Below are 20,024 nucleotides of genomic sequence, written 5' to 3'. Positions count from 1 at the left end.
GCCCGGACACTACACCCGCCAGATGGCGTGGACCGGGGATATTGACGCCCGCAACAATGCGCGCCGCTTCGGGCTACCCGGACTCGGCGGGCTGGTTGACCCGATACAGGCGCCAATCCGGTTGACCGTCACCGTCGTTGGGGATCTCGAGTTCCAGGGTGGCCACCTCGGCGCCGGTCTCGTAAAGGGTCGGGTACCGCAGGTTGAGGGCATCGGAGGTGCCGCGACCTACCGGGGGCACCGACAGCAGATACCGGACGCCGTTGTCGCTCGGATCGTTGAGCAACTCGGTGAAATCGGGATCGGACGGAATCACGAAGGTCCTTGGCCGCGGCGATGCGGCGATGATCCCGAAGCCGTACACGGTGTCGGTGATCACGGAACTGTCGGGGAGATTCAGCGTTTCGAGGTACTCGGCGATCCTGCGCTCGGTGCCGAATGTCCGCGCGATGCGCTGTTCGGTGGCCGCCCGTTCGCTCACGTCGTCCGGGTCGGCAGCCAGGACCGCCGCCAGCGCGTACTCCTGCGGGGCGTAGTCGGGCGCAGACATGCCCACCACCGTCACCGGGATCCCGACCGCAAGCGTCGCCGCCACCGCGACATACGTTCCCGCCGAACGCTTCTGTGGGACGTGGTCGGGAACCACCGGGGCGTGCTTACCGGGACGCTTGGACCGGGCCATGACTCCGTCCGGCACGCCGAGCAACGCCAACGTCGCCGCCATCGGGATCGCGATGATGAAAAACCGCAGGAATGGAAACGTGGACCCCTGTGCGTAACTGAACGCCTGGAAACCCAGCACGGCGCCGAACATCCCCAGTGGGACCACGATCGTCTGCCAGTTCGGCCTGCCCCACCGCTGCATGAGGACCCACAGCGCCAGCGGGATCAGGGTCGGTGCGAGCAACATGACGCAGAGGGCCGCGAAGACCACTCCCTCGGTGAAGTTCGGTGCGGTGAGTCCGGATTGGTCCAGGATCGCGGCGTTTCCGTATTGGGAGGTGAACTGCGCGAATGCCTCACCGGTGATGAGCCAGCCCGCGGCCGCCCAGCCCACAAAGGCGATCACCCCCGGTCCGCTCACGATCAACATGTCCATCGCGGCGCGATGAAGTCGCGGGGGCGATTTCGCCCGGAGATAGGTGGTGATGCCCACGATCAGTCCGGCGGCCCCGACGGTGGCCAGCGCGTCATAACGGGTCAGGTAGGCCAGGCCCATCGCCACCCCACCGGCGGTGACCAGGTGGTGCACGTCGTCGTCGACCATCCACATGATCAGCCTGCGTACCGCCCAGGTCATGAAGAAGATGAACGGCGCCTCGCTCATGCCGTTGGAGCCGTAGAAGACGATCATCGGATTGAGCGCGAACAATGCGGTGATCGTCAACGAATATGCGCGCGGCAGACCGCGATCGGCGCCCATGCTGAAGATCTGGACCGCCGCGCCGGCCATGAACAGTCCCGACATCATCGATCCGGAGAAGGCACGCCCGGCGATGTCCGGAAACACCGGGCTGAGCCACACCGCGGGAATCTGCACCATGGCCGCGACCGGCGTGAAGATGAAACCCAGAGCGGCCAGATGCGGGTCCCGGCTGAACAACACCGCCCGCGTGGAGGCCACCCGGGACAGGGTGTCGCCCATGACGAATCCGTTCTGGATCTGCAGCCAGTATCCGACACCGACGTACACCGCCAGGCAGATGAAGAAGATGGTGAACTTCAGCCGGCGGTCCGACCCGCCGAGTGTCGCGGTCATTGCTGACCGGCGGGCTGGTGCACGGTGGTCTCGTCGGGCTTCTCGGCGAGGCCGTGATAGGTCTTCTCCCAGAACGACGGCTGCCGGATCATCTGATAACAGCCCTTGGCGGCGGCGATACTCATCATCAGCCAGAACAACGGCACCGTCAGCGCGGCCACCAAAAGATCGGACCTGTCGTCCTCGCGCAGCGCGATCATGTTCATGTACACGACGGTGAAGTTGCCGAGAATCATGGCGACCAGCGCCGGGAAGTAGATGAGGTCCGGAAAGACCTCCCCGACGACGGCGGGCTGGCCGAGGAACCAGAGCAGGGTGATGAACCAGAACAACAGGTTGAGCACCGCGATGATCGGGGTTCCCGCGAGCACCAGGGTGAAGCGGATGAAGCTGCGCAGGCCAAGGGTGCGATAGAGCTTGAGCGGTCGCCGGATGTGCACCAACCAGGTCTGCAGATAGCCCTTGTACCAACGGGACCGCTGACGGATCCAGTTGATGGGGTCGCTGTTGGCCTCTTCCAGCGTGTAGGAATCGATGACCGCGGTGTGGTATCCGTTTGCGGCGATGCGTAATCCGAGATCGGCGTCCTCGGTGACATTGAACGGGTCCCAGGCGCCGATGCCCTGCAGCATGTCGCGGCGCAGATGATTCGACGTGCCGCCCAACGGGATCGGTGAGGTGCTGACCATCATGCCGGGGAGCAGGAAGCCGAACCAGAGTCCGTACTCCGCGGTGAACCACGCCGTCAGCAGATTCTGGTGCCCGTTGTGGTAGACCAGTTTTGCCTGCACACACGCGACGTCATCAGGTAGGTCCCGGAACGCGGCCACCACCCGGCGCAGTTGCAGGGGCTCCGGAAGATCCTCGGCGTCGAAAATGGTGACGATATCGCCGGTGGCGAAGTACAGGCCGTAGTTACACGCCTTGGGCTTGGTGCGGGGCTCGGCCGGCGGCACCAACAGGATGGTGATGACCTCGGAATCCCCACACGCCTCCGCCGCGTCGATGGTGACCTGGTCGTCGGCCTCCAACAGCAACAACACCTGCAGCTTGTCCTTCGGGTACTCCAACGAATCCATGGCACCGATCAGGTCGGCCACCACTTCGGGCTCGTTGTAGGCGGGCACCAGGATCGTGTAGGACGGCAGGTCTTCGTCTGCGATCGATCTGGCGACATCGTCGGGAATGACGATGGGCCGCGATGCCAGCCCGCGCCGGAAGATGAGCACCCGGTCGCCGAGCGTCAGAAGGTATGCCAGCGTGCAGAATCCGATGAGACCGACAGCGGTCTGCATCGGCCGCCAGACCGCCACCGCGATGACAACGGCCAGCAGGCTGAGCAGCACCGGCTTCTGCCAGCCCAGTAACGGCTTGGACGCGGACTGCCGGGGATCATCGTCGCGCAGCCCGTTGATCGCCCGGTCCAGCACCCATGCCTGCTGCTCGGGCGTGACGGTGTCGGCGTCGAAGATCTGCCGTGTGCTCGCAGTCTGCGGGCCCAGCCGTTTCACGTCATCGGTCGCGGTCATGGCGTGCCCCGGGACCGCCTGCCGCGCAGCACGACGAATGCCGCACCCAGCACCACCAGAGCGAGCGCGCCCACGCCGATGGCGATGTACAACGGCTTTCGGTCCGCTGTGGCGGCGGCGACCTCCTCGGCGGCGGCCGGCGTTGTCAACTGGATGGGTTCGCGTCCCGGCATCGACACCGCGGCGTTGCCGGTGAGCCCCGACCACCGGCCGATATCGGAGTCCAGCCAGGTGAGTAGCCGGTCGAGTTCTGCGGGCGCAGCACTGGAGGTCGCGACGAGCACCGTCCGGCCACCGGAGTACAGGGTCTGCAAGGACCCGAACCCGACAGCCGGATCCAGCGCCAATGTGCTGGAATTGCCGCTGCCGTCCACGTTCTCGACGGTGATGACCCCGTCGGCATCGACCGTCACCGGCAGCGCGATCCTGTCGTCGTTCCAGCCGTCCGGGCTGACCACGATCGCCGGGTTGCTCGAGGCGATGGCATCGTCGCGGGACACGACCGCCGTGTCGAACGGAAGACTGCTCAACCGTTGCAGGCCGGTGACGATGCGCACCGCGCGGCGCAGGTTGTCCAATCCGTCGTCGACACCGATCTCCACGCGCGGCATCAGGGCCTGCGGAAGAGACTGGAATCCTGCCGGGGATGGCGGGCTCGCGAGCGCGGTCTCCACCGCCGACTCGCCGTCGATGGTCAACGTGATCGGCTGGAACTCGCCGCACTGACCGGTGTTACCCGCCGCGTCGACCGCGATGTCCAGGTTGGTGTAGCGCTCCAGCAGCCGTTCCGGCACATCGATCCAGCGGTCGATCTGACCGCTGGGCTCGGTCGCCCATCGGTCCAGCATCTCGCCGCCCACTCCGACGGTCACCTGCCCGGCGAGGCCTTCGGGCAGCGGCGTGTAGGACCCCTGCAGATGGACCCGCACATCCTTCACCGACCTGCCGATCCGAGTCTGGTCGAGCGGGACGGTCACCCGCGGATTGACCAGATCGGTGGCGTTGACGCCGGGCTGACCGAGCTTGCGGATGGTGGTGCGGTCGCTGGGCAGTTGCGGCACGGTCGACAACGGCCCGGCCACTGCAGTGGACTGCACTGCCAGTTGGGAGAGGTCACTGGACAGCAGCCGCGCCTGGTTGTCCAGGTCTGCGGCCGAACCCGTGATCAGAAGGGCAGGTACGGCATTGGGTCCCTGCAGGCTGACGCCAGGCGCCTCACCTTCCCGGATCATGATCTGACGTTCCAGCGGCGCCGGCGGGCGCAACGCGCCGTCGGTCGAGATGACGTCGATCTCGGTCTGTTGCGGGCCATACCGTGCGACCGTGGCCGTCGCGAGCCTCACGGCAGCATCGGATTCGGCCCGGGACGGATTCGAGGGAACAGCCAGGGTCAGCCGTTGTAGCACCGGCGGCAGGAAGTCCGCGACGGTGGCCGGCGCGAGTTCCTGGCCGGAGTAGCGGACTTCGGTCCCCACCAGCCGAAGCGGGTTGGTGGCGTCGAAGACGCAGTACCCCTGCGGCAGATTCAGATAGCTGCGCAACTGCACCGTGACGGCGTTGTCCACGATGCGCGCCCCGGCAAGCGGAATGGTGATCGGCGCCTGTTCCGGCGGCAACGGGACCCGCGAGATGATGCGCTCGTCCTGACTGACCTCCAGCGTGCCACCCAGCGAATTGACCGGCGGTGCCACGGTGGCGACGAGTTCTGCGGGTGTCAGGCCGGGTTGCACCGGGACCGACAAGGTCTGCACGCCTTCGATCCCGTACAGCGAGATGGTGGAGTCGAGTCCGATGGTGCGCAGGCCCAGGGTGGGCGAATTGGCCAGCGACATATCGCCTTCGGGCTCTGCCACGGCGACTCCGGGCAGCGCCGTCCCGCCGGCGACCAACACGGCGGCCGCCAGCGGCAGTATCCGAGTGGTCCACCGCGAAGACCTGTGCGGCCATACGTTCGCCAGAGCTACATCCACTGAAATCGTCTTCCTGTCGTGTTTCATCGGAACTGGGCCGCCACCAGTGCTCTGCTGAACGTCCGCAGCAGGTCCTCGTCCTTGAACACCGGTGTCCGTTCGTCGAGCACTGCATTGCCACGGAACAACAACGTGATGAGCGTTCGGATATTGGAGACCACGCTGGTCGACGGCGTCGGGAAGGGGGCGTCGGGATCATGGTTGTCGACCGCAAAGATCGTCACCCGCTGCGCGAGTTCATCATCGCCCCAAGCGAACTGCACCGAGTTCCAGGTCACCAGCAGGCTGTCGTCGACCACCGACGTCAGGCGGCCCTGGACCCCCATGTCGAGGTCGATCTGGCGTGCCGGGCTGATGCGGGCGCTGGTCAGGCCGTACACGACGCGTGCGGGATAGGTGCCGAGGGAGAACGGCCGCCTGGTGACGATGCTGTCGACCACGATCGTGCGCGGCCGGGACAGCTTGTCCCAGCGCGCATTGCCCGAGTCGGCCAGCATGTACTGGCGGACCAGTACCGCGCCGTCGCCGTAGAGGCGATGCACCTGGGGATACTCACGCTGCTCGGTGACGGTCCAGCCGATCGGCACGTCCAGCGGGCGTCCTTGTACCAACCGGTCCGGGCTGGGCCTGCTGACCGTGGCGGTACTGGTCTGTGTGGGCAGGCTGCATAGCGACAACGCCACCGCGGCCACCACCACGAGCGGTACACCCGCCCAGACCTGTTTGGAAGCAAGTGGTTCCACCTTGCGGTCCAGTAGCCGCTTGGGCGCCCCCCGACGAGCCTGGAGGTACATGACCAGACCGACGACACTGATGGCCGTCACCGCGGGCACCTGTTGGTAGACCACCATCGGCGCATCCGGGATGAACTGCGAGATCGCGGTCAGGACGGCGAATCCGACCGCCCAGGCGCCCAGTGATCCGACAAGTCCGCGCCGGAAGGTGCGGCCCGTTGCCGTGCCGGTGCCGATGGCGGCGATCAGCAGAGCTGCCGAGCCCGCAGCGAACTTTCCGCCGCCGAGCAGGATCACCGCGAAGTAATACGGCAGCGAAAAGGCCAGCAAGAACATCGCCCACACCCAGGCGAAGCGGATCACCGGGCGTAGACCGAAGAGCACCACGCAGCAGCTGGCCACGAACAGCCACGCCGCGAGGAGGTCCAGGCGTAGTAGATGGAAATACAGCGCGTAGCGCTCCAGCAGGGCGGCCATGATCAGCACCGCCATGCCCAAACCCATACCGCCGACGATGATGTCGGTCTGCCGGTCGTGGATGGGTAGCTCGGTACGGTTGCGCCGCGCCACGCCGATGGCGACCAGGGTCGCCACCAATGGCACCGTCCACACGTACCCGCCGACCCCGCCTTCGCGGGTGGTGATCGCCAGGCTCACGAACGATTCGCCGAAGGCGATCGCGGTCAGCACGATGATCAGCAACCAGCGCAGGCCCAGCCGGTACAGCGGGTGGACGCCGTAGTACCGATCGAGGACCGGTGTGCGCGGCGGCTGCTCGTCGGTGGTCGTAGTGGCCATCGAGATCACCCGGACGGTGACGGTGACACGTGCGCCGACGGATGACGATCTCGGCAGCATTCACGAATGAGCCGATCTCGCACCACAATCCCCCGCGCCATGTGCGCGATGGTAGGTCACCAGATACGCGGGCAAACACCGAATACTTGAACCGGCAAAGAATTGTCATGGCACAGACGTTTCAGCAAACGCATATGCAGGTGCGAGATCCCCGACGTAGCCATAGATGTTCCCCGCAGTTGCAAGCTGGCTAATTATCCGAGCCGACACGCCCGAAACGGCCAATTGATCTTGACACGCACAAACCCCCGGCCCGCGCAAGCGGTACCGGGGGTTTGGGAAGCTGTCCCGAAGGAGTGCTCTACTTCGCCTTCTCGAGGATCTCGACCAGACGCCAGCGCTTGGTCGCCGAGGTCGGACGGGTCTCCATCAGCGAGACGCGGTCGCCGATACCGGCATCGCCGTTCTCGTCGTGCGCCTTGACCTTCGTGGTGGTCCGGATGATCTTGCCGTAGAGCGGGTGGCTCTTACGGGACTCCAGCTCGACCACGATCGTCTTCTGCATCTTGTCGCTCACCACGTAGCCGATGGCCGTCTTGCGACGACCGCGCACTTTCTCAGTGGTCGGCGTGTGGTTGGGGCCTTTAGTGTCTGCCATTGTTACGAATCCTCACCAACGGGTCCGGAGGCCAGACCCAGTTCACGTTCACGCAGCACGGTGTACACCCGTGCAATCTCGTGGCGCACCACACGGAGGCGCCGGTTGTTGGTCAGCTGACCGGTGGCCATCTGGAAGCGCAGGTTGAACAGCTCTTCCTTCGATTCGCGCAGGCGAGTGGTGAGCTCTTCTTCGGTGAGCTCACGCAGTTCGCCAGGCGTAACTCCCACTGCCATCAGAACTGCTCCTCTCGTGTCACGATGCGTGCCTTGATCGGCAACTTGTGGATTGCGCGGGTGAGAGCATCGCGGGCGATCTTCTCATCCGGGTAGCTGAGCTCGAACAGCACGCGGCCGGGCTTGACGTTGGCCACCCACCACTCGGGCGAACCCTTACCGGAACCCATGCGGGTCTCGGCGGGCTTCTTGGTCAGCGGGCGGTCCGGGAAGATGTTGATCCACACCTTGCCGCCACGCTTGATGTGCCGGTTGATGGCGATACGAGCAGACTCGATCTGCCGGTTGGTGATGTAGGCGTGCTCCAGTGCCTGGATGCCGTAATCGCCGAAGCTCACCGAGGTGCCGCCACTGGCGGTACCACGCTGCCTCGGGTGGTGCTGCTTGCGGTGCTTCACCCTGCGGGGAATCAACATGACTAGCTCTCCGTGCTCTCGGCGGGCGCCTCGACAGCCGCGTCAGCGGTCGGTGCGGCCGACTCTTCTCCGGTGGCGGCACGGCCGGCCTCGGTGCTCGTCGCGGTGGTACCCGACGCGCCACTGCGGCGCGGACGGGTGCCCGACGGACGGTCACGACGCGGACGGTCGGCGGCCGGCGCGGCGGCGGTCAGCTCACGCTTACCACCGACGATGTCGCCCTTGTAGATCCAGACCTTCACGCCGATACGGCCGAAGGTGGTCTTGGCCTCGTAGAGGCCGTAGTCGATGTCGGCACGCAGCGTGTGCAGCGGGACTCGACCTTCGCGGTAGAACTCCGAGCGGCTCATCTCAGCACCGCCGAGGCGGCCCGAGCACTGCACCCGGATCCCCTTGACGTTGGGCTGGCGCATGGCCGACTGGATGGCCTTGCGCATCGCGCGACGGAACGCCACCCGGTTGGACAGCTGCTCGGCGACGCCCTGGGCGACCAACTGCGCAACAGACTCGGGGTTCTTCACCTCGAGGATGTTGAGCTGAACCTGCTTCTTGGTCAGCTTCTCCAGGTCGGTCCGGATGCGGTCGGCCTCGGTGCCGCGGCGCCCGATGACGATGCCGGGACGCGCGGTGTGGATGTCCACGCGGACCCGGTCACGGGTCCGCTCGATCTCCACATCGGCGATACCGGCCCGCTCCAGGCCGGTGGCCAGCAGACGGCGGATCGCGACGTCTTCCTTCACGTAGTCCGCGTACTGCTTGTCGGCATACCACCGGGACTTCCAGTCGGTGGTGATACCGAGCCGGAAGCCGTGCGGATTGATCTTCTGGCCCACTACTCCGAGCCCTCCTTCGCTTCTGCGGAAGCCTTGGTTTTGGTCGAAGCTGCTTTACTGCCCTGCGCACGACGTGCGCGTGCCGCACTCGCCGAGGCGCCCTGCTGTCCGCTCTTCTTGGGCGGACGGCTCTCGACGATCACGGTGATGTGGCTGGTGCGCTTGCGGATACGGAACGCACGCCCCTGGGCGCGCGGCCGGATGCGCTTGGCGGTCGGGCCACCGTCGGCGTGGATGGTCGCGACCACGAGGGTCGACGGGTCCAGTCCGTTGTTGTTCTGCGCGTTGGCGGCCGCACTGGCGATCACCTTGGCAACCGTGGTGCTGGCGTCCTGCGGTGCCCACCGGAGGATGTCGAGCGCCTCGGCGACCGACTTGCCGCGGACCAGGTCGATGACCCGGCGCGCCTTGGTCGGCGAGAACGGCACGAAGCGGGCAACCGCCGTCGCGGACGGATACTCAATTGCAGTAGTCATTACCGGCGCTTCGCTTTCCGGTCATCCTTGATGTGACCCTTGAACGTGCGGGTGGGGGCGAACTCGCCGAGCTTGTGCCCGACCATCGCCTCGGAGACGAACACCGGCACGTGCTTGCGACCGTCATGGACGGCGAAGGTGTGACCGATGAAGTCAGGAATGATGGTCGAACGACGCGACCAGGTCTTGATGACCTGCTTCGTGTTCTTCTCGTTCTGGACGTCGACCTTCTTCAAGAGGTGGTCGTCGACGAACGGGCCCTTCTTCAGGCTGCGTGGCATCGCTTTACTCCCTAGCGCTTATTCTTGCCGGTGCGCCGGCGACGGACGATGAGCTTGTCGCTCGCCTTGTTCGGCTTGCGGGTACGGCCCTCGGGCTTGCCCCACGGGCTCACCGGGTGGCGGCCACCGGAGGTCTTACCCTCACCACCGCCGTGCGGGTGGTCGACCGGGTTCATCACGACACCACGGACGGTGGGGCGCTTGCCCTTCCACCGCATACGGCCGGCTTTACCCCAGTTGATGTTGGCCTGCTCGGCGTTGCCGACCTCGCCGACGGTGGCGCGGCAGCGCACATCGACGCGACGGATTTCACCGGAGGGCATACGCAGCGTGGCGTAGGCGCCTTCCTTACCGAGCAACTGGACGCTCACACCGGCCGAACGGGCCAGCTTCGCGCCACCGCCGGGACGCATCTCCACAGCGTGGATGACGGTACCGGCCGGGATGTTGCGCAGCGGCAGGTTGTTACCCGGCTTGATGTCGGCGTTGGCGCCGGACTCCACGATGGTGCCCTGCTTCAGACCCTGGGGCGCGATGATGTAGCGCTTCTCGCCGTCCAGGTAATGCAGCAGTGCGATGTTCGCGGTGCGGTTCGGGTCGTACTCGATGTGAGCGACCTTGGCGTCGACGCCGTCCTTGTCGTGGCGACGGAAATCGATCAAACGGTAGGCGCGCTTGTGGCCACCGCCCTTGTGCCGTGTCGTGATACGACCGTGCGCGTTGCGGCCGCCCGTGCTGTGCAGCGGGCGAACCAGCGACTTCTCCGGCGTCGAGCGGGTGATCTCGGCGAAATCGGAGACGCTGGCACCGCGACGACCGGGGGTCGTCGGCTTGTACTTGCGAATTGCCATTTCTTGGTTCCTGAGTCTCTCTGCCCGCCGTTAGGCCGGCGCTCCGAACAAGTCAATCGGCTTGCTGCCCGCGGCCAGGGTCACGATCGCGCGCTTGGTGCTCTTGCGCTGTCCGTAGCCACTGCGGGTCCGCTTGCGCTTGCCGTTGCGGTTCAACGTGTTCACCGAATCGACCTTGACGGAGAAGATCTTCTCGATCGCGATCTTGATCTGCGTCTTGTTCGAGTCCGGGTGCACGACGAACGTGTACACGTTGTCCTCGATCAGCGAGTACGACTTCTCCGAGATGACCGGGGCCAGGATGATGTCGCGGGGGTCAGTAATCGTTGCCATCAGACCGACGCTCCTTCTTTCTGGGCCGTGCTGTTCGCGCCGATGTAGGCATCCAGCGCTTCGACGCTGAAGATCACGTCATCGGCATGCAACACGTCGTACGCGTTGAGCTGGTCTGCCGAGATCACGTGGACGTTCGGCAGGTTACGGACGCTCTTGGCGCCGACCACGTCGCTGCGACCGATGACGATCAGAACCTTCTTGTTGGTGGTCAGGCTCTCCAGGAAAGCCTTGGCCGCCTTGGTCGACGGGGCCTGCCCGCTGATCAGTTCGGTGATCGCATGGATGCGCTCGTTGCGCGCCCGGTCCGAGAGCGCCCCGCGGGTGGCGGCGGCGATCATCTTCTTGGGGGTGCGCTGGCTGTAGTCACGCGGCTTCGGACCGTGCACCACGCCACCACCGGTGAACTGCGGTGCGCGGGTCGAACCCTGGCGGGCGCGGCCGGTGCCCTTCTGGCGGTACGGCTTCTTGCCACCGCCGGACACCTCGGCACGAGTCTTCGCCGAGTGCGTGCCCTGACGCTTGGCGGCCAGCTGCGCGGTCACGACCTGATGCAGCAGCGCGATGTTGGGCTCAACATCGAACAGTGCGGCAGGCAGCTCGACGGAGCCGTCCTTCTTGCCGTCCGGGGTGTGGACGTCAATCTTGAGAGTCATTACTTCTCACCTCGTTTGATCGCGGTGCGGACCACGACGAGTCCACCGTTGCGCCCGGGGACGGCGCCCTTGATCAGCAGCACACCGTTCTCGGCATCGACCTTGTGCACCTTCAGGTTCTGGGTGGTGACGCGGTCACTACCCATGCGGCCCGACATGCGGGTGCCCTTGAAGACGCGGCCCGGGGTGGCACAGCCACCGATCGAGCCGGGGCGGCGGTGCACGGCCTGGGCGCCGTGCGAGGCACCCTGACCCGAGAAACCGTGGCGCTTCATGGTGCCGGCGAAGCCCTTGCCCTTGCTGGTGCCGGTCACGTCGACGTACGCGCCGTCGGCGAAGATCTCGGCGGTCAGCTCCTGGCCGACCTCGTAATCGGCAGTGGCGGCCTCGTTTTCGAGCCGGAGCTCGGCGAGGTGACGGCGCGGGTTCACACCGGCGGCGGCGAACTGACCGGCAACCGGCTTGTTCACCTTGCGCGGGCTGATCTCGCCGTACGCCAACTGCACTGCGCTGTAGCCGTCGCGCTCCGGGGTGCGGATGCGCGTCACGACGTTCGGGCCGGCCTTGACGACCGTGACCGGGACGACCTTGTTGTTCTCGTCGAACACCTGCGTCATGCCCAGCTTGGTGCCCAAAATGCCTTTTCTAGCCATTTTTCTGGGTTCTCCTACTGGATGTTGACGTCGACGCTGGCCGGCAGATCGATGCGCATCAAGGCGTCAACGGTCTTCGGCGTCGGGTCGAGGATGTCGATAAGGCGCTTGTGGGTACGCATCTCGAAATGCTCCCGCGAGTCCTTGTACTTATGGGGGGACCGGATGACGCAGTACACGTTCTTCTCGGTCGGCAGCGGCACCGGGCCGACCACGCTTGCTCCCGTACGGGTGACCGTCTCGACGATCTTGCGCGCCGAGGCGTCAATCGCCTCGTGGTCGTAGGCCTTCAGCCTGATGCGGATCTTCTGTCCCGCCACGCTTTCCTACCTCACTATTAAGGGCTTCCGCGCTTCGGGCGCAGAAATACCTCTGGTCTTCGTGCGCTCTGTCGAACGGGGTGTTCCCCGCACGACAGCACGCTGGCTATGCCGCCGCTGTTTACCTGTCTCTGGTTCACCGACCCCCGCGCTCGGGTGTGTCGCCCTTACGCACACTCTTTTGCGTAGATAATCTGTCGCAATCGAGGTGGGGACCGGGTGCGTCCGTGTAGGACGCGGGTCGGTTGCTCTCAGCCAGGCGGACCCGGCAGAAGGCAACCCGAACAGTATGCCTCAGATCCCGGCGTCCTCCAAATCCCCATTTGAGCAGCTTGGAGCCTCGGCAGCGGCCCGGCCGGGACATCTATCTTACTCCAGAGTAAGATAGACCGGATGACGGACAGTCCGACCTATCGCGCCTGGCAACAGCTGTCGGACAAACCACTGGGCAGCCGCTTGTTCTCGGTGGCCGCGATGGTCCGGGTCCCTTACTTCGCCTCGGTGCTCCCCCACGTGGTGCACATGGGGCCGGGCAGCGCCGAGGTGCTGGTCCCGAAGTGGTTCTACATCTACAACCACCTGCACACCGTGCATGCGATCGCCTCGTGCAACGCCGCCGAGGTCGCGATGGGAATGGCCATGGAAGCCACCGTGCCCGGCACCCACCGCTGGATCCCGAAGGGGATGACGGTGCAGTACCTGGCCAAGGCCACCACCTCGCTGCGGGCCCGGGCCGAGTTCACTCCGCCCGATTTCGCTGCCATCACCGAAGGTGCCGAGTTGGTGGTGCCGGTGAGCATCACCGACCGCAACGGCGCGGAGGTCGTGCACGCCGACATCACCACCTGGGTGACACCCGCCGGCTGAGCTCGCGCTCAGCGCGTGCGGCCGGCCCAGAAGTCGCACTGGTGGCCCTCGTCGAAGTTCGTGACGACCCGCGGGCCGTCCGGCCGCAGTGACATCCAGGGCCCGTCGCCGCTGACCGCCGGCCACTCCGGTGCCCCGTCCGCCGCGGGCACCCCGGTCCTGACGAACTCTGCCCAGTAGTCGATCATCTGGTTCGACAGCTCCTGCTGAGCCGGGTTCAGCGGCGGTGCGCCGCCGACGTCGAACAGATACCGCAGTTCCAGCGAATGACTGGCACCCACCGGGAAGGGCAACGTGCGCATGGGTTCCGGCGCCGGCGGATTCGGATCGTTGAACTCGTAGGCGTAGACCTGGTTGGCGCCGGACAGTTCGTCGGCCATCCGGTCTGCGACACACGCGAACACACCGTCGGTGACTGCCGCCGAGTAGGCCAGCGCCGTGCTGCCGCCGTATCGGTCCAGCGGGTAGCGCGCACCGACCTCCGCCGCCTCGGGCCCGAAGGTGTTGGCGAGCAGACCGGGATACTCGCCCGGCCCGTACTGTCTGCTGCCGCGCAGATACTGCAGTGCGACGAACAAGGTGAACTCGTCATGGTTGCTGCCGATCAGCACGGGCACATCGGCCGCCCGGCCCTCGCGGAAGGCGGCCATCGGATCTTCGGGCAGGACAGCGGTCCCGTATACCGGCCCGCTGAGCGTGTCCTCACCGATCCGGTCGTACCACACCGGTTTTCGCAGTTTGTGATCCGGCAACGCGCGCAGGCAGGCCGCCGCGCCCGCCGGATCGCCGCAGCCCAGATCGCGCGCGTAGTCCTCGCTGATGCGCTCAGCTTGCGGTAGCGCCAACTGGGCCTGACACGGTCCGCTCTGGATGATCGCGGCCCGGAACAGCCCCTTGGACTCGGGCGCCACCATGTGATCGCACACCGACATCCCGCCGGCCGACTCGCCGGCGATGGTCACCTTGTCCGGGTCGCCGCCGAACGCCGCGATGTTGTCGTGCACCCAGCGCAGTGCCGCCTGCTGGTCCTGCAATCCGTAATTGCCGACGGCACCGTCCGGGCCGAGCGCCGGATGGGCCAGGAATCCGAGTGCACCGAGCCGGTAGTTCAGCGTGACGACGACGATGTCGCCGCGGTCGACGAGCCAGCGGGAGTCGTACATCCCGCCATTTCCGTTGATGAACGCGCCCCCGTGGATCCAAACCATCACCGGCCGTGGCTCTTCCGCCGGCGGCGGGGTCCAGACATTCAGGGTGAGGCAGTCCTCGTCGGTCTGCCTGCCCATCTCCAGATCGCTGCCCTCGTCCTGCAGGCAGCGCGGGCCGACCTTGGTCGCATCGCGCACGCCGGGCCAGGGCGCCACCGGCTGCGGCGGCTGCCAGCGCAGCGGCCCGACCGGCGGCGCCGCGTACGGGATCCCCGCGAAATGTCGTTTGTCGAGGGTGGCCACCCCCTGCACCAGCCCCGCGGTCGTCTTGACCACTGACGGGTCGGGAGGTAGGGACGCCGGCGCATCGGCGGTGTTGCCTGCGCAGCCGAGCGTGAGCGTGCCGGTGGCCAGTAATGCCAACGCACAGCGGACGAGTCGGGACGTGGAAGGCACCGCCCGAGCCTACTGACGACGATTCCCGCATTCCGCGCGTGCGGGCTGAGACGCCCCCTTAGACTGCAACTTGACACCCGTCAAGACAGTGTGAAGGAGCCGATGGATGAGCACTCCGACCAAGGATGATCGGGCCAGCCAGTACGCCAACGTGTTCGTCGAGCCGAAGGCCTACGCCGATGACGCGCGCCTGCACGAAGCGCTGGCCTATCTGCGGACCCATGAACCGGTGGTCCGGGTCGAGTCCAGGCTCTACCGCCCGTTCTGGGCCATCACCAAACACGCCGACATCATGGCCATCGAACGCGAGAACAACCTGTTCCTCAGCGAACCCCGGCCGCTGCTGGCCACCGCCGCGGCCGACGATCTGGCCAAGGAGCAGCTGGAAGCCGGCATGGGGCTGCGCACGCTGATCCATATGGACGACCCGCACCACCGCAAGATCCGCGCCATCGGCGCCGACTGGTTCCGCCCCAAGGCCATGCGCGATCTGAAGGTCCGCGTCGACGAGCTCGCCAAACGCTATGTCGACCGGATGCGCGATATCGGCCCGGAATGCGATTTCGTCACCGAGATCGCGGTGCACTTCCCGCTCTACGTCATCATGTCGCTGCTCGGCCTGCCCGAGGACGACTACGAGCGCATGCACATGCTGACCCAGGAGATGTTCGGCGGCGACGATGACGAGTACAAGCGCGAGGGCGGATCCCTGGAGGATCAGCTCCAGGTGCTGTTGGACTTCTTCGCCTACTTCTCCCAACTCACCGCGTCCCGCCGGGAGAACCCCACCGACGATCTGGCCTCCGCGATCGCCAACGGGCGCATCGACGGCGAGCCACTGACCGATGTGGACACCGTTTCCTACTATGTGATCGTCGCCAGCGCCGGACACGACACCACCAAGGACGCGATCTCCGGCGGGCTGCTGGCGTTGATCGAGAATCCCGACCAGCTGGAGCGGCTGCGCTCGGATTCGTCGCTGATGGGCACCGCGGTCGAGGAGATGATCCGCTGGACGACACCGGTCAAGGAGTTCATGCGCACCGCCGCCGCCGATACCGAGGTACGCGGTGTGCCCATCGCGGCGGGCGAATCCGTCTATCTGGCTTATGTTTCGGGCAACCGCGACGAAGAGGTGTTCGAGGAGCCGTTCCGCTTCGATGTCGGCCGCGACCCCAACAAGCATGTCGCGTTCGGTTACGGCGTGCACTTCTGCCTCGGTGCCGCGTTGGCCCGGATGGAGATGAACAGCCTGTTCTCCGAACTGATTCCGCGTCTGGAGTCGATCGAGCTGGCCGGTGAGCCCGAGCTGTCGGCGACGACATTCGTCGGCGGGCTCAAGCACCTGCCGATCAGGTACTCGCTGCGGTAGTTCGGACCGCCTTCTGGTGGGTGGCCAGGAAGCCGTCGACCGCGGCCCTGGCGGCCGCACGGTAGTCGAAGTCGGCGAACGTACTCAACTTGCCGAGCACGATCGGGCCGAGTAGCAGCGCCACCGCCTGCACCCGATCAACGTGAACCAGCCCCGACACCGCGTCGGGACTGTCGAAGACAGCGTCGAACGGTGCTGCGTACTGATCGGCGACCCGCTCACGCAGGGTGCGCACTGCGTCGCTCTCGGCATGCGGGTCGGCCGTGTTCCACCCTGCCTGATTCAGGCCACCGCCCAGTGCCAGCCAGGAGGTCGCGGCCAGGCTCACGGGAGTCTCGGCGACCAGGTCGGCGAAGCCGTCCAGTGCCGCGATCAGCCGATCGCGCAGGGTGCCATCCGCCGGCGGTAGTGGGGCGGGCGGGATCAGCGCGTGAAAAGCCGCCGCCAGCAGGTCATTTCCACTGGGAAAGTGCCGGTACAGGGTGGCGCGCGCCACATTGGAGGCACGGATGACGGCGTCCACCGTCACCGCACTGGGACCTCCGGTGCGCAGCAGCGCCGTCGCAGCCTCCAGTAACCGGGCCCGCGACCTCGCGGGCCGCGGGTCGGTATGCGTCGCCATCGTCCAACTCCCTTCCCCACCCAGAACGAGACTGTTAGTCTCGGAACTAGACGGGCAGTATCAAAAATAACGCACTCGTCGAAAGAGGGGCAATGGTCGACACACTTGCCGAGTCGGACCGGCCTACCGATTCCTCCCTGGCCGGCCTTTCGACCAGAGTCCGCGTCTGGACACTGCTCATCGCGTGTCTCGGTGTGCTGCTGGTCATCTCCTCGATGGTCGCGCTGAACACCGCGCTCCCCGATCTCGCCAAGGCGACGTCGGCCACCCAGACCGAACTCACCTGGATCGTCGACAGCTACACCCTGGTGCTCGCCTGCCTGCTCCTGCCCGCCGGCGCACTGGGCGACCGCTACGGTCGCCGCGGCGCCCTGCTGCTGGGTCTGGCCATCTTCGGCATCGCCTCGATCGCACCGGTGCTCTGGTCGGACCCGATGCACCTGATCATCGCGCGCGGACTGGCCGGCGCGGGCGCCGCCTTCGTGATGCCCGCGACCCTGTCCCTGTTGACCTCCGCATACCCGAAAGATCAGCGCAACAAGGCCGTTGGCATTTGGGCGGGCACCGCAGGTTGTGGCGCCATCGTCGGCATGCTCGGCTCGGGTGGACTGCTGCACTTCTTCGGATGGCAGGCGATCTTCTGGGCCTTCGCGGGCGCCGGGGTGCTGCTGTTCGTCCTCACGCTGACCATCGCGACATCGAAGGAGACGATCGCCAAACCGCTGGACTGGCTCGGCGCCGTCGTCATCGGTGGCGGTGTCGCGGTGCTCGTGTTCGGCATCCTGGAGGCGCCCGCCCGTGGCTGGTCCGATGCACTGGTCATCGGTTGCATCGTCGTGGGCGCGCTGATGATGCTGGCGTTCGGCGTCATCGAGCTTCGACGCGAACATCCACTGCTCGACGTCCGACTGTTCGCCAATCCCGCCTTCGCAACCGGCGCGGCCGCCATCACGGTGTTCTTCCTTGCCATGTTCGGCTTCTTCTACGTCGTGATGCAGCACATGCAACTGATCCTCGGCTACAGCCCGATCAAGACGGCCTTCGCCCTGACTCCGCTGATGGGGCCGGTTCTGCTGCTGTCCGCAACGTCGTTCTGGTACCTGCCGCGCGCCGGGCTTCGACTGGTCGTTTTCACCGGGCTCACGTTCATCGCCGTCGGCTTTCTGCTGCTGAGCACCATCACCATCGCGGACGGCTATGCGGCCGTCGGCTGGCCCTTGCTCGTGATGAGCATCGGCATCGGATTACTCACCGCACCAACCACTTCCGCGATCATGAACACCGCTCCCGACGACAAGCAGGGCGTGGCCTCCGCCGTCAACGACACCACCCGAGAGATCGGCGCCGCCCTGGGCATCGCACTGGCCGGCTCGCTGCTGGCCGCGCAGTACACCGCTCTGCTGGCGCCCAGGCTCCCGGCCGAGCTGCCGCCACCCGCTCGCGACGCCGCGCTCGGATCCCTGGGCCAGGCCCTGGAGGTGTCGGCGACGCTGGGACCGGCGGGCGCACGCATCGCCGAACTCGGCCGGACGGCCTTCGTCGAATCGATGAGTGCGTCGCTGCTGGGACTCGCGGTCATCGTGGGCGTCAGCGCCGTGGTCATCGGGCTGTGGGCACCCGGCCGCGACGATCAGCAGTTGCGGCTCGTGCGCCGTCTCCGCGGTGCCGGCAGGCACCGCGACTAGCCCGCGATCAGCTCCGCCGCCCGGTGCCCGATCATCGCGATGGTGGCATGGGGCCCGCGCGAGGTGGGTGCCGGCATGATCGAACCGTCGGCCACCCACAACCCGTCGACACCCAGCACCCGGCACTGCGGATCGAGCACCGCGCCCAGCGGCGCGGTACCGCAGAGGTGTTGGGTGGTGGACCAGTTCGCCTCGCGGTCAACGACTCCGGCGATCTCCCGGGCCAGGTCGGCGCCGCGCCGCAGCGCCTCGACATCCTCGGCGACGGTGTCGTAGTGATGCTCGATCACCGGAGCCACTGCGATATCCGGGGACGACACCGTCAACCGGCCACGCGCCGCGGGGCGCATGAGCGCCACCCCGATATGCGGCGGGTCCGATGGCGTTTCCCCGGTCATCTGCGCGAAACCCGATGTGTACAAGCGGATCTCCAGACCGTCCACCGACAGCGCCGCCTCGATCGGGGTGCGTCCACCGGTGGCCGGCCAGTCGACGGGCAGCACCCACTCCGGGTGATCGCTGAACCGCTCCCCCACCGGTAGATCCGCCTGCACCGGGATACCGGCGGAACCGAGTACCGCCGCGGGACCACAACCGGACACCAGCAGCAGGTGCGCGGTGCCGATGGCTCCGGCGCACAGGACGATGCGGTCGGCGGCGTAGTACACCGGTCCCGAGGGACCGAGCGCGTCCACGCCGACCGCCCGGGATCCGGAAAAGCGGATCCGCTGCGCCCTGGTTGCCGGCTGCACCAGCAGGTTCGGCCGCTGCAGAGCCGGTCCCAGGAACGCCGCGCCCGGACCGACCCGGGTGCCGTCCCGCACGTTCAGGGGCAGCGCGCCCACTCCGTCGGCGGGGCCGGCCCCGTTGAGATCGTCGATCCAGCCGAACCCCTTCGCGAGCACCGCTTGCACGAATTTTTCGGTGCCCGTGCTGAACTCACGTGTCCTGCGCACGGGTATCGGCCCGGAGTCGCCGTGCAGCGGGCCGCTGAAGTCCAGGTCCGTCTCGATCGCCCGGAAGTGCGGCAACACATCCTCCCAGGACCATCCCGGTGTCTTCCAGTCCGCGTAGTCCGCGGGTACGCCCCGGCAGAAGTAGCCGCCGTTGATCGCGCCGGAACCGCCGACCACCGCGCCGCGCACCAGATCGACCTCCCGGCGCGGGACATCGGTCAGGACCGCCGGGTACCGGCTGACCACCGGGCTACCGGGCCCGATCGGCACCAGGTGCGCATCGCCGGCATGCGGCGGACCGGCCTGCGGACCCGCCTCCAGGACCGTCACGGTACGCCCGGTGTCGGATGAAAGACGTTCGGCAAGAATCGAACCAGCGCTACCGGCACCGACGATCAGGACATCCGTCTGCAAC

20 protein-coding genes and 1 pseudogene are annotated in these 20,024 nt (G+C 66.5%); 3 read left to right on the top strand and 18 right to left on the bottom strand.

Translation table 11 applies throughout. The annotated features are described in order from the left end of the window. Positions 1–73 precede the first annotated feature (73 nt). The 15 genes and pseudogenes from ASE48_RS10525 to rpsJ all read right to left on the bottom strand — a co-directional run bounded on the left by ASE48_RS10525 (position 74) and on the right by rpsJ (position 12,503). Entirely contained in the window at positions 74–1,759 is a 1,686-nt protein-coding gene (locus ASE48_RS10525; RefSeq protein WP_057167026.1) for an ArnT family glycosyltransferase, read from the bottom strand. Next, on the bottom strand, positions 1,756–3,288 hold the full coding sequence (locus ASE48_RS10520) for a glycosyltransferase family 2 protein (RefSeq protein ID WP_082614104.1): 1,533 nt from the start codon (positions 3,286–3,288) through the stop codon (positions 1,756–1,758). Before ASE48_RS10520 ends, ASE48_RS10525 begins: the two co-directional genes overlap by 4 nt. Further along, positions 3,285–5,141 carry a cellulose biosynthesis cyclic di-GMP-binding regulatory protein BcsB gene (locus ASE48_RS10515; RefSeq protein WP_235571003.1) on the bottom strand — a complete coding sequence of 619 codons (1,857 nt, stop codon included), beginning with the start codon at positions 5,139–5,141 and terminating at the stop codon, positions 3,285–3,287. Before ASE48_RS10515 ends, ASE48_RS10520 begins: the two co-directional genes overlap by 4 nt. Before the next feature lie 140 nt (positions 5,142–5,281). Further along, complete coding sequence (locus ASE48_RS10510) at positions 5,282–6,790, bottom strand: hypothetical protein (RefSeq protein WP_057167139.1); 1,509 nt, start codon at positions 6,788–6,790, stop codon at positions 5,282–5,284. Between the two features lie 361 nt (positions 6,791–7,151). Further along, entirely contained in the window at positions 7,152–7,448 is a 297-nt protein-coding gene (gene rpsQ / locus ASE48_RS10505; protein WP_057167025.1) for a 30S ribosomal protein S17, read from the bottom strand. Between the two features lie 2 nt (positions 7,449–7,450). Further along, on the bottom strand, positions 7,451–7,684 hold the full coding sequence (gene rpmC, locus ASE48_RS10500; RefSeq protein ID WP_057167024.1) for a 50S ribosomal protein L29: 234 nt from the start codon (positions 7,682–7,684) through the stop codon (positions 7,451–7,453). Continuing rightward, positions 7,684–8,100 carry a 50S ribosomal protein L16 gene (gene rplP, locus ASE48_RS10495; RefSeq protein ID WP_057167023.1) on the bottom strand — a complete coding sequence of 139 codons (417 nt, stop codon included), beginning with the start codon at positions 8,098–8,100 and terminating at the stop codon, positions 7,684–7,686. Before rplP ends, rpmC begins: the two co-directional genes overlap by 1 nt. 2 nt (positions 8,101–8,102) lie before the next feature. Beyond that, positions 8,103–8,933, bottom strand: coding sequence for a 30S ribosomal protein S3 (rpsC, locus tag ASE48_RS10490; protein WP_057167022.1), 831 nt, complete (start codon positions 8,931–8,933; stop codon positions 8,103–8,105). Between the two features lie 5 nt (positions 8,934–8,938). Next, a pseudogene (gene rplV, locus ASE48_RS10485) lies at positions 8,939–9,409 on the bottom strand (50S ribosomal protein L22); the annotation flags it as partial. After that, positions 9,409–9,690: a 30S ribosomal protein S19 gene (rpsS, locus tag ASE48_RS10480; RefSeq protein WP_057167020.1), complete on the bottom strand. Its 282-nt coding sequence runs from the start codon at positions 9,688–9,690 to the stop codon at positions 9,409–9,411. The pseudogene rplV and the gene rpsS, both read right to left, overlap by 1 nt. Before the next feature lie 11 nt (positions 9,691–9,701). Further along, the gene (gene rplB, locus ASE48_RS10475; protein ID WP_057167019.1) at positions 9,702–10,541 is read right to left on the bottom strand and encodes a 50S ribosomal protein L2; all 840 of its coding nucleotides are present in this window, start codon (positions 10,539–10,541) and stop codon (positions 9,702–9,704) included. Between the two features lie 30 nt (positions 10,542–10,571). Beyond that, positions 10,572–10,874, bottom strand: coding sequence for a 50S ribosomal protein L23 (gene rplW / locus ASE48_RS10470; protein ID WP_057167018.1), 303 nt, complete (start codon positions 10,872–10,874; stop codon positions 10,572–10,574). Beyond that, the gene (gene rplD, locus ASE48_RS10465; RefSeq protein ID WP_057167017.1) at positions 10,874–11,530 is read right to left on the bottom strand and encodes a 50S ribosomal protein L4; all 657 of its coding nucleotides are present in this window, start codon (positions 11,528–11,530) and stop codon (positions 10,874–10,876) included. The genes rplW and rplD overlap by 1 nt, the downstream gene beginning before the upstream one ends. Next, positions 11,530–12,183 carry a 50S ribosomal protein L3 gene (gene rplC / locus ASE48_RS10460; protein WP_057167016.1) on the bottom strand — a complete coding sequence of 218 codons (654 nt, stop codon included), beginning with the start codon at positions 12,181–12,183 and terminating at the stop codon, positions 11,530–11,532. The genes rplD and rplC overlap by 1 nt, the downstream gene beginning before the upstream one ends. A gap of 14 nt (positions 12,184–12,197) precedes the next feature. Continuing rightward, entirely contained in the window at positions 12,198–12,503 is a 306-nt protein-coding gene (rpsJ, locus tag ASE48_RS10455) for a 30S ribosomal protein S10 (RefSeq protein ID WP_003883485.1), read from the bottom strand. Positions 12,504–12,896: 393 nt separating this feature from the next. On the opposite strand from rpsJ, the gene ASE48_RS10450 reads away from it, so the two are divergent. Continuing rightward, positions 12,897–13,370 (top strand): hotdog fold domain-containing protein, encoded by a 474-nt coding sequence (locus tag ASE48_RS10450; RefSeq protein WP_057167015.1) that lies wholly within the window; start codon positions 12,897–12,899, stop codon positions 13,368–13,370. Between the two features lie 8 nt (positions 13,371–13,378). Here the strand turns inward: ASE48_RS10450 and ASE48_RS10445 are convergent, their stop codons facing one another. Beyond that, entirely contained in the window at positions 13,379–14,974 is a 1,596-nt protein-coding gene (locus tag ASE48_RS10445) for a carboxylesterase/lipase family protein (RefSeq protein ID WP_057167014.1), read from the bottom strand. 106 nt (positions 14,975–15,080) lie between these two features. Between ASE48_RS10445 and ASE48_RS10440 the strand changes: the two genes are divergently transcribed. Further along, positions 15,081–16,346, top strand: coding sequence for a cytochrome P450 (locus ASE48_RS10440; protein WP_057167013.1), 1,266 nt, complete (start codon positions 15,081–15,083; stop codon positions 16,344–16,346). Here the strand turns inward: ASE48_RS10440 and ASE48_RS10435 are convergent. Next, positions 16,327–16,968, bottom strand: a complete 642-nt coding sequence (locus tag ASE48_RS10435) for a TetR/AcrR family transcriptional regulator (RefSeq protein ID WP_057167012.1) — start codon at positions 16,966–16,968, stop codon at positions 16,327–16,329. The genes ASE48_RS10440 and ASE48_RS10435 overlap by 20 nt on opposite strands. A gap of 92 nt (positions 16,969–17,060) precedes the next feature. Here ASE48_RS10435 and ASE48_RS10430 point away from each other — a divergent pair, with 92 nt between their 5' ends. After that, positions 17,061–18,653, top strand: coding sequence for an MFS transporter (locus ASE48_RS10430; protein WP_057167011.1), 1,593 nt, complete (start codon positions 17,061–17,063; stop codon positions 18,651–18,653). On the opposite strand, the gene mftG is transcribed toward ASE48_RS10430, so the two are convergent. Continuing rightward, complete coding sequence (gene mftG / locus ASE48_RS10425; protein WP_057167010.1) at positions 18,650–20,023, bottom strand: mycofactocin dehydrogenase MftG; 1,374 nt, start codon at positions 20,021–20,023, stop codon at positions 18,650–18,652. The two genes, ASE48_RS10430 and mftG, sit on opposite strands and share 4 nt — an antisense overlap. Position 20,024: the final 1 nt, after the last annotated feature.

It is taken from the genome of Mycobacterium sp. Root265 (genome assembly GCF_001428895.1).
Taxonomy (GTDB): Bacteria; Actinomycetota; Actinomycetes; order Mycobacteriales; family Mycobacteriaceae; genus Mycobacterium.
The sequence above is the reverse complement of the archived record's forward strand: the minus strand, read 5'-3'. Positions and strand labels throughout refer to the sequence as shown.

Bases quoted from the DNA above. Each gene is read 5' to 3' on its own strand.
- ASE48_RS10525 (WP_057167026.1), bottom strand. From the start codon at position 1,759: ATGACCGCGACACTCGGCGGGTCGGACCGCCGGCTGAAGTTCACCATC.
- ASE48_RS10520 (WP_082614104.1), bottom strand. From the start codon at position 3,288: ATGACCGCGACCGATGACGTGAAACGGCTGGGCCCGCAGACTGCGAGC.
- ASE48_RS10510 (WP_057167139.1), bottom strand. From the start codon at position 6,790: ATGGCCACTACGACCACCGACGAGCAGCCGCCGCGCACACCGGTCCTC.
- rpsQ (WP_057167025.1), bottom strand. From the start codon at position 7,448: ATGGCAGACACTAAAGGCCCCAACCACACGCCGACCACTGAGAAAGTG.
- rpmC (WP_057167024.1), bottom strand. From the start codon at position 7,684: ATGGCAGTGGGAGTTACGCCTGGCGAACTGCGTGAGCTCACCGAAGAA.
- rplP (WP_057167023.1), bottom strand. From the start codon at position 8,100: ATGTTGATTCCCCGCAGGGTGAAGCACCGCAAGCAGCACCACCCGAGG.
- rpsS (WP_057167020.1), bottom strand. From the start codon at position 9,690: ATGCCACGCAGCCTGAAGAAGGGCCCGTTCGTCGACGACCACCTCTTG.
- rplB (WP_057167019.1), bottom strand. From the start codon at position 10,541: ATGGCAATTCGCAAGTACAAGCCGACGACCCCCGGTCGTCGCGGTGCC.
- rplW (WP_057167018.1), bottom strand. From the start codon at position 10,874: ATGGCAACGATTACTGACCCCCGCGACATCATCCTGGCCCCGGTCATC.
- rplD (WP_057167017.1), bottom strand. From the start codon at position 11,530: ATGACTCTCAAGATTGACGTCCACACCCCGGACGGCAAGAAGGACGGC.
- rplC (WP_057167016.1), bottom strand. From the start codon at position 12,183: ATGGCTAGAAAAGGCATTTTGGGCACCAAGCTGGGCATGACGCAGGTG.
- ASE48_RS10450 (WP_057167015.1), top strand. From the start codon at position 12,897: ATGACGGACAGTCCGACCTATCGCGCCTGGCAACAGCTGTCGGACAAA.
- ASE48_RS10440 (WP_057167013.1), top strand. From the start codon at position 15,081: ATGAGCACTCCGACCAAGGATGATCGGGCCAGCCAGTACGCCAACGTG.
- ASE48_RS10435 (WP_057167012.1), bottom strand. From the start codon at position 16,968: ATGGCGACGCATACCGACCCGCGGCCCGCGAGGTCGCGGGCCCGGTTA.
- ASE48_RS10430 (WP_057167011.1), top strand. From the start codon at position 17,061: ATGGTCGACACACTTGCCGAGTCGGACCGGCCTACCGATTCCTCCCTG.